Raw genomic sequence first — 7,329 nt, 5'->3', positions numbered from 1 at the left:
GCCGACACCGTTCCGGGGGCTCGTCGCGGGCCCGCTTCCGGCGGTCAGGAGCGGGACCACGGGCGGCGTCTGGAGGTGTGGCCGGACCGGTCGCCGCCGATACCGGACACGTGGAGGGCCAGGGCGATCAGCCCGAGGAGCATGATGTTCGTCGAGGAGAAGACGTCGTTGGTGGCGATGTCGGCGGCATTGATCAGGAACGCGATGAAGAACAGGACCGCGGAGGCGATGCCGAGCATGAGTGCTCCTTCTGTGGAGGGTGCGTGAGGTGCCCGGGCGGGTCGCCCGGGTCGCCGCAGGGGTGTGCGTTCAACGAGGCCGGCCCGGTGCCCCCGGGCGTCAGCCCCGCGGGGGACGGCCGGCGTCGCCCTCGACGGCCACGCGGTCGGGGCCGGGCCCGTCCGCGAGCTCGATGATGCTCACGTCGACCGAGCCGTCGCCGGTGGTGTCGAACTGGTACAGGTCGGCGGTGCCGTCGCCCGTGGTGTCCGTCATCCACACGTCGGGCCTGCCGTCCCCGTTGGCGTCCGCGGCAAGGACGAGATGCTGTTCCTCGCCCAGGGCATCCACCGGATCCGTGGCGGGAGTTGAGGTGTCCATGGCCGGGCGGATGCCCCCGTCGGCGAGGCTGAAACCGGACGCGCCCCGTTCCCGCACACGCCCCCGGCCGGCCCGCCCCGCGGACCGACCCCGGCTTCCCGACCCCTACCCCGCACCTCTCCTCGGGTCGGTCAGCGGACGCGTCCCCGCGGCTTCAGGTGGGTCGGGGGGAGTTGCGGGGCCGGGATCGGGGGGCCGTCGTAGCCCTTGACCTCGCCGAAGCGGGTGCCGTTCGTCCAGTCCTCGCGGGCCTGGGCGATCTCCTCGTGGGAGCGGCCGATCCAGTTCCAGAACCATTGGATCGCTCCACGTTTCGTCAGGTCAGAGCGTTACGCGTCCCTCAAAGTCAGCAAAACTCAGCATCAGGGCACCACGACCACGGGCCTGACCAGGATTTGCTCGGCATCTCGCCCGACGTGGTTACGACCCCCCACAATTGCCCGAGGTAGTCGATTCGGTCTCTCAGCCTCCGTCTCCGGACCAGTCACGGATCAAGCTCCCGCCTGAACAGCGGCAGACTGCAACCCTCTGACAGGAGTGGTGGCTGTCCGCGCAGCACATAGGCCTCCGCCCTTCAGCCGGTGGGCAGGCTTTCGGTCGTCGGGCGGCGGCGGACGCCGTCCGCAGTGAGCTGTACGCGTTCGCGGCGGACGGTGTCGTGGTGGGTGGGATGGAAGCCGGGACGGAACCGATCGATCCAGGGGCCGTACCGTGAGGAGACGATCGTTCTCTCCGCATTGGACAGCAGCCTGGCGCTCTTCATCGTGGCCGAGCTGCTCCACACGTCCGCCTGACCATCAGGAACCAGACCCTCGACGCGGAGCCGTTTCTCGTCGCCGGCCTGATCGCCGGCATCCGCAAGGTGCTCATCGTGACGGCCGAGGCGGAGAAGTCCTTCCGGTGTTACGTCGAGGGTGTCGAACTGCTCGTTTTGGCAGGTCTGATCCTCGTGATGGCGACAGCGGGGTACGTGTGGCGTCGCTCGACGCGGCCGGGAGACTACGTCCCGCTCCAGGAGGCGCGGCGCGCTTCTCCGTCGCCGGAGCCGTCACCCACCCCGGTGGGCGGATCCTGATCCGTCACCTTCCGTCGCTGCGGCCGCCCGCACCCGTTGCTCTTCGCGAGCGGAGCCGACGTCCCGTTCCAGGGGTGTACGGCTCACGGCCGTCGCGAGGGCCTCCAAGGCCCGCTTCTGCATTGCCGCCCCGCGCCGCACCACCGGGCTCCCGTCCCCGGCGGCGGCGCCCTCCCACGCGTGGAGCGCCTCCTCCACGCGCGCCCAATCCCGATTCCTGTGCTCGCGCACGTCGACCGCCGCCTGCGCAGTGTCCGCCTCCAGAGCCTCGGCGAGCCGCTCCGCCTCGGGGACGGGACGGCTGTCGGCCCGCGGGACGTGGCTCTCCATGAGCATCGCCGCCCGGTCGAAGCCCTTGATCGCCTCCTGCGCCTCCTCCGCCTCGCGTGACGTCAGGCCCCTGGGGCCGACCGGTTCCTGTCTCGCCCGGTCGTACGTCTCCTGCCAGGCGGCACGTGCCTCCCTGCTCGCCATCAGTGCTCTGCGCAGGTCGGCGTGGTGTTCCCGGGTCGGTTCGGCGTAGCTGCGGAGCACCGCGGCCGCGTAACGGCCCTCGGCGGCGAGCCAGTCCGCAAGCCGGCCCGGCAGCCGGGGTGTCTCCCATCCGGGGAACACCACGTACGCCAGCATCGCGAGGGCCCCGCCGAGCAGGGTGAGCACCACCCTTTCCGGGACCGTCTGCTCCCATGCCTGGCCGCCCATGCCGAGCAGGAAGACGACGTATGCGGCCGTGAAGCACTGGGAGTAGGCGTAGCCGGTGCGGTTCAGCGTGAACGACAGGCCCGCCGAGACCACCGCCAGCAGGCCGAACACCTGGCGGCGTCCGGGCCCAGGGCCCGCACCATCCCGGTGGCGAGCGCGACCCCCGCCAGGGTCCCGGCGCGACGGGCCACCGCCCGCGCGTACGTCTGGTGGAAGCCCGGCCCCATCACCATCACCGAAGTGATGGGCACCCAATAGCCGTGGCCCACCGGAAGCCGGGCGGCGATCAGGTAGCCGAGCGTGGCCACCGCCGCCAGGCGGACGGCGTGCCGGAACACGGGCGAGTCCCGGCGGAGCTCACGTCGGACCGCCCGGACCACGACCGGGACCAGCCGGAACATGGTCGGGCGCACCAGGACCTGGGCGTCCTCGGGGACGGGCGGCGCGGGCGTCCTCCCGGGCGTGCCGCACCGGGCGATCTCCAAGGCCTCGCCGAGCAGTTCCACGAGCCGCTCGGCGGCCTGCCGCGCGGGGCCCTCCAGCACCTCGTGCTCCTCGTCGACGCACAGGACGTCCGTGCTTCCGGGCGACACCTCGGCGGGAGTGCCGCGGCGGATCGAACGGGCGGCCTCATCCAGGACCTCGGCGGCGGCGTCGAGCAACTCCCCTGCCCGGTCCCGCCCGAGCCCCTCCGGCGGGGCGCCGACGCCCGGGTCGGCGAGTGCGGCGACGACGGGCCGAATGCGCTCGGCGAGTCCCCTGGGGCCGTGCAGGACGGAGGGACGGGTGCGGGCCTGCGACGGCGTCACGGCGGCCGCGTCCCGGGCCGTCATCAACGGTTCCGGGTCGAACGGGGCGGTCGGGTCGTGCCGCAGCCGGCGGGCGTAGTCCGCCACGGCGGCCAAGGCATCGGCGAGCGCGTCCCGATGCGCCCCCCAACGGCGGATCGGGAAAAGCAGGATCAGCAGGGCCTGCGCCACGCCCCCGAGCGCGATGATCCCGGCGTGCTCCAGGGCCCGCCCGATGCTCGTGGGCAGGGTGACGGTCACCAGCATGCTGCCGACCGTCGTCGCCGCGACGATCCCGGCGGTCGATCCGACGGCCCACGCCGTCCCTGCGGCAAAGGCCCATACGGCCAGCAGTGGGAGGAACGTCGCGAGTCGCCCCGCGGCCGGATACCCGAGGAAGGTGCCGAGTGCCAGACCTAGGCCCGCGCCGAGCGCGATGACTTTGCGGGGACGCCAGGTGCGCTGGAACGTGGCTGCGCCCGCGGAGTAGGCGCCGAGGGCGGCGGACGCGGCGTACGCCGGGGAGGCCCGCCACAGCGCCGGCCCGATGACGAGCGCCACCCCCACAGCCGTGCGCAGCGCGAGCAGGGGCTCCAGTCGCGCCTCCTCGATCGTGAGCCCGGATCGCACGACTTCCCGGAGGGCCCGCAGCCACGTCACGGGCAGGAGCCCAGCCCGGCCCCGCAACCGGGTCGTGCCGGCCACGCCGCCGAGAACGTTGAGCATGAGGCGGGGGTCCTCGTGGCCCTCGGGGGCCGCCGATCGACCGGCGATGTCGTCGGGCCCTGACGATCACCAACCAGCGACGCATCTCCGACTCAGGTCATCAGCTGGTCGCCGTGGTCGCCTTGGAGCATGTGGCGACGTTGCTCTTCGCGCGTGGAGTAGGTGGCTGCGCGGATCGCCTCGTCGCTCTCCAAGCCCGATCCCAGCGCGCCGGCCACCGTGGCGACCGAAGCGACGAACCAGGACAACGTCAAATACTCCGTGGCGTGCAGGGGGGTTCCTGTCGTGGAAGCGAACACCCGGTCGTCGAGGATGAACAGCGCCCACACCAAGTTGATGACCATCAATCCCACGTAGCAGACGAGCGCCCCGATACCGACAGTGAGGACCGTCGAGGTGTTGTAGAGCCGCGCCCTCTGCCTCGCCTCCGGCGATCCCTCCGTCGATCGGTGCCACAGCTCCCCGTCCACGATCAGCCAGCCGATCATGAGCCCGACGGACCCGACCATGGCGATCACGAGGCGTTGCGCGCTCAGGGCACCGGAGAGGCTCCAGGTGGTGGAGTCCAGGGTGGCGATGGCTCCCGTGGCGAGTGCGGCCGCCAGGGCTTTCGACAGGCCCGACACCAAGCGCCAGGGCCGGTTCGCGCGGACCATACCGGCGAGCACCCGCAGGTAGCCGCGCGGCCCGCTGACGATGTACCGGAGATCGGCAGCCTCCTCGTCACCGACCTGGCCCCGGTGGACAGGCGCGAGACGACCGGCGAAAGGGCCAGGAAGCGGCTGACTGCGCGGAAGCCCCTCAGCACCGGTGGACTGCGGACCGGCCAAGCCGAGCACGGCTTCTTCCACTGCCCGCCGGGCTCTCGTCTGCAGCCGCAAGCCCCCCAGGGAAGGAAGGGACAGCAGCGCCAAGCCGTGTTCGTGACTCAGATCCACAAGAATCCTGCGCCCGTGTGAGTGCAGCGGAAGGTCGGTGAGGGCCACCACGATGTCCCAGTTCTCCGCACTTGCGCGCTCCCTGATCCGGCGCATCAAGGTGTGCGGGGCCTCGGTCCCCGAGGTGAAGGGCTCACTGACCACCTTGACGTCGAACCGACGCCCCTGGCCCGCCTTTTCAGCGAGCCGGTCAGGAAGCATCCGGGCGATGCGCCGCGCGACGTCCGTGGGCGCGTCCGGATCGGCCAGGAGAGCTACGACCGTGACGCCCTGCGCCGACTCCCGCACGACCGGACCATCCTCCTCGGCTGTCCTCCGCGATTGCAAGGGTTCACAGGATGCCCCTGGGTGGAGGCGAAGCCGTGGTGACACGCTGTCCTTACGGGTGGGGCCACGTATCGGGTCCGTCAGGGGCCGGGTCAGCGCGAGGACACGGGCCCGCCCGCTTCCGGCCGGCGTCCCTCGGGGCCGACTGTGACCAGGTTTCCCTTCCGTTCCCGGTGCTCGTGCACGAGGCGGATCGCCATGGCGCCTTCACCGGTCGCCGAGGCCACCCGTTTCACCGAGCCGCTCCTGACGTCGCCGGCGGCGAAGACCCCGGGCAGGGTGGTCTCCAGCAGCATCGGATCGCGGCCCAGCGAGGCCCACCGGTTCGTATCGGCCACCGCCCCGGCGTCGGCGCCGGTGAGGACGAAGCCCCTTTCGTCCAGGGCCAGCACGCCCCCCAGCCATTCCGTGCGGGGGCGGGCGCCGATGAACACGAACAGCGCCGCGGCCTGCAGCTCACGGCGCTCATGGCTTGCGTTGTCCTCCACCGTCAGCGACTCCAGCTTCTCCTTGCCGGCGACGCCCCGTACTTCGGTGCGGAGCAGCACCTCGATCTTGGGGTGCTGCTCCACCTGGTCCACCAGGTAGCGCGACATGTCCGCGTTGAGGTCGCTGCCCCGGACGAGGAGGTGCACCTCGGACGCGTGCTGGGCGAGGAACAACGCCGCTTGTCCGGCGGAGTTCCCGCCGCCGACCACGGCGACCGGGTCGGCGCGGCAGAGGCCGGCCTCGTGGACCGTCGCCGCGTAGTAGACGCTGATCCCTTCCAGGCGGTCGATGCCGGGCACTTCGAGCCTGCGGTACCGCACGCCCGAGGCGAGCACCACGGCGCCGGCCCGGGCCCGGGAGCCGTCTGTGAACGTGACGATGTACTCATCGTCCTGCGGGGTGAGCGCGCTGACCTCCGCCGGCACCATCAGACGGGCGCCGAACTTGTGCGCCTGGAGCACCGCACGCTCGATGAGTTCGCCCCCGGAGATGCCGGACGGGAAGCCGAGGTAGTTCTCGATGCGGGACGAGGTCGCTGCCTGGCCTCCCGTGGCCACGGCGTCGACGGTGACCGTGGTGAGGCCGTCGGAGGCACCGTACACGGCGGCGGCGAGTCCTGCGGGGCCCGCACCGACCACGATGACCTCGCACCGTTCGTTCTCGGCCGAGGGGGCGGGGGCGGGCAGCCCGATGAGCCGGGCGAGTTCAGCGTTGCTCGGATTGCGCAGGAGCCGCTCGCCCTGCCACAGGACCACCGGCGTCTCCTCGGGACGGATGGCGAACCGGCGCAGCAGCGCCTCGGCCTCCTTGTCCCTCTCCAGATCCACCCAGCGGTGGGGCAGCCGGTTGCGGGCGGCGAACTCGCGCAGCCGCAGCGTGTCCCGTGAATAGCACGACCCCAGGATCCGGAAGCCGGCGCCGAGGCCGATGAGCAGGTACCTGCGGCCCAGGTAGGCGCGGAGGATCAGGTCGCCGAGGACGGGGTCGCTGCCGACCAGGGCGCGTTGCCGCTCCACCGGTACGGCAAGGATCTCGCCGGCCTCGCGCACCACGGCGGTGTTGAACGCTGCCTGGCCTTCCAGCAGTCCGAGTTCGCCCAGGAACCTGCCGGGTCCGTGGACCGCGACCGTGCGCTCGTCGGGGCCGCCCTGGTCGCTGAGGATTTCGACGGTCCCGCTGAGGATCACGAGGAACTCCCGGAACGGCTCGCCCTCGCGGTACAGCACCTCGCCCTCGGCGGTCCTGCGGCGCTCACCGTGCGCGCTCAGGTCCTCGAGCTGCTCCGACGGGAGGCGCGGGAACGCCCCGTACCGGTCCGGTGTCTCGCGGACCGCACCCTTCTCGTGCTCGGCCGTGCTCATCAGACCAGCGCCTCGTGGACGAAGCACCAGCGCCAGTCCTCTGCCGGCTCGAAGGACTGCACGACGGGGTGACCGACGCTCCCCGCATGCCGCCTGGCGTGCTTGAGGGGGGAGGAATCGCAGCAGCCGACGTGCCCACAGGTGAGACACAGGCGCAGGTGGAGCCACGGGGACTGCTCCCTGAGGCACTCCTCGCAGCCCTGCGGGGTACGCGGCGTCACTGGGCGAACCATCGCCAGGTGCGGGTCGGGAATCGTGGCCATGAGGGTTTTCCTTCCGTGAAGTGGGCGTGATCGGCCGCGGCCGGCGTTGGTCTTCCTCAG

At 71.7% G+C, this 7,329-nt stretch carries 7 protein-coding genes and 2 pseudogenes; 1 reads left to right on the top strand and 8 read right to left on the bottom strand.

Going from position 1 to position 7,329, the window contains the following annotated elements:
* Window positions 1-44 precede the first annotated feature (44 nt).
* From ABTZ17_RS18930 to ABTZ17_RS18915, 4 genes and pseudogenes are all read right to left on the bottom strand, one after another.
* Window positions 45-239 (bottom strand): hypothetical protein, encoded by a 195-nt coding sequence (locus ABTZ17_RS18930; protein WP_352196785.1) that lies wholly within the window; start codon window positions 237-239, stop codon window positions 45-47.
* Between the two features lie 100 nt (window positions 240-339).
* Window positions 340-600, bottom strand: a complete 261-nt coding sequence (locus tag ABTZ17_RS18925; protein WP_352196784.1) for a hypothetical protein — start codon at window positions 598-600, stop codon at window positions 340-342.
* Between the two features lie 131 nt (window positions 601-731).
* Window positions 732-893: pseudogene (locus tag ABTZ17_RS18920) on the bottom strand (pirin family protein); the annotation flags it as partial.
* Window positions 894-1,174: 281 nt separating this feature from the next.
* The gene (locus ABTZ17_RS18915) at window positions 1,175-1,363 is read right to left on the bottom strand and encodes a hypothetical protein (RefSeq protein ID WP_352196783.1); all 189 of its coding nucleotides are present in this window, start codon (window positions 1,361-1,363) and stop codon (window positions 1,175-1,177) included.
* Here ABTZ17_RS18915 and ABTZ17_RS18910 point away from each other — a divergent pair.
* On the top strand, window positions 1,337-1,675 hold the full coding sequence (locus ABTZ17_RS18910) for a phosphate-starvation-inducible PsiE family protein (protein ID WP_352196786.1): 339 nt from the start codon (window positions 1,337-1,339) through the stop codon (window positions 1,673-1,675). The genes ABTZ17_RS18915 and ABTZ17_RS18910 overlap by 27 nt on opposite strands.
* Here the strand turns inward: ABTZ17_RS18910 and ABTZ17_RS18905 are convergent.
* The 4 genes and pseudogenes from ABTZ17_RS18905 to ABTZ17_RS18890 form a co-directional block, all read right to left on the bottom strand.
* Window positions 1,649-3,825 (bottom strand): annotated as a pseudogene (locus ABTZ17_RS18905) (FUSC family protein). The gene ABTZ17_RS18910 and the pseudogene ABTZ17_RS18905 sit on opposite strands and share 27 nt — an antisense overlap.
* Window positions 3,826-3,983: 158 nt before the next feature.
* On the bottom strand, window positions 3,984-5,117 hold the full coding sequence (locus ABTZ17_RS18900) for a hypothetical protein (RefSeq protein WP_352196782.1): 1,134 nt from the start codon (window positions 5,115-5,117) through the stop codon (window positions 3,984-3,986).
* 131 nt (window positions 5,118-5,248) lie between these two features.
* The gene (locus tag ABTZ17_RS18895; RefSeq protein WP_352196781.1) at window positions 5,249-7,006 is read right to left on the bottom strand and encodes an FAD-dependent oxidoreductase; all 1,758 of its coding nucleotides are present in this window, start codon (window positions 7,004-7,006) and stop codon (window positions 5,249-5,251) included.
* Entirely contained in the window at window positions 7,006-7,269 is a 264-nt protein-coding gene (locus ABTZ17_RS18890; protein WP_352196780.1) for a UBP-type zinc finger domain-containing protein, read from the bottom strand. Before ABTZ17_RS18890 ends, ABTZ17_RS18895 begins: the two co-directional genes overlap by 1 nt.
* Window positions 7,270-7,329: the final 60 nt, after the last annotated feature.

The sequence above is a fragment of the Streptomyces sp. NPDC097619 genome (assembly GCF_040302735.1).
Taxonomy (GTDB): domain Bacteria; phylum Actinomycetota; class Actinomycetes; order Streptomycetales; family Streptomycetaceae; genus Streptomyces.
This window is presented reverse-complemented; position numbering and strand designations above follow the sequence as displayed.

What these genes read in the sequence shown, in the direction of transcription:
- ABTZ17_RS18930 (WP_352196785.1), bottom strand. Translation starts at nt 239, where the DNA reads ATGCTCGGCATCGCCTCCGCGGTCCTGTTCTTCATCGCGTTCCTGATC.
- ABTZ17_RS18925 (WP_352196784.1), bottom strand. Translation starts at nt 600, where the DNA reads ATGGACACCTCAACTCCCGCCACGGATCCGGTGGATGCCCTGGGCGAG.
- ABTZ17_RS18915 (WP_352196783.1), bottom strand. Translation starts at nt 1,363, where the DNA reads ATGAAGAGCGCCAGGCTGCTGTCCAATGCGGAGAGAACGATCGTCTCC.
- ABTZ17_RS18895 (WP_352196781.1), bottom strand. Translation starts at nt 7,006, where the DNA reads ATGAGCACGGCCGAGCACGAGAAGGGTGCGGTCCGCGAGACACCGGAC.
- ABTZ17_RS18890 (WP_352196780.1), bottom strand. Translation starts at nt 7,269, where the DNA reads ATGGCCACGATTCCCGACCCGCACCTGGCGATGGTTCGCCCAGTGACG.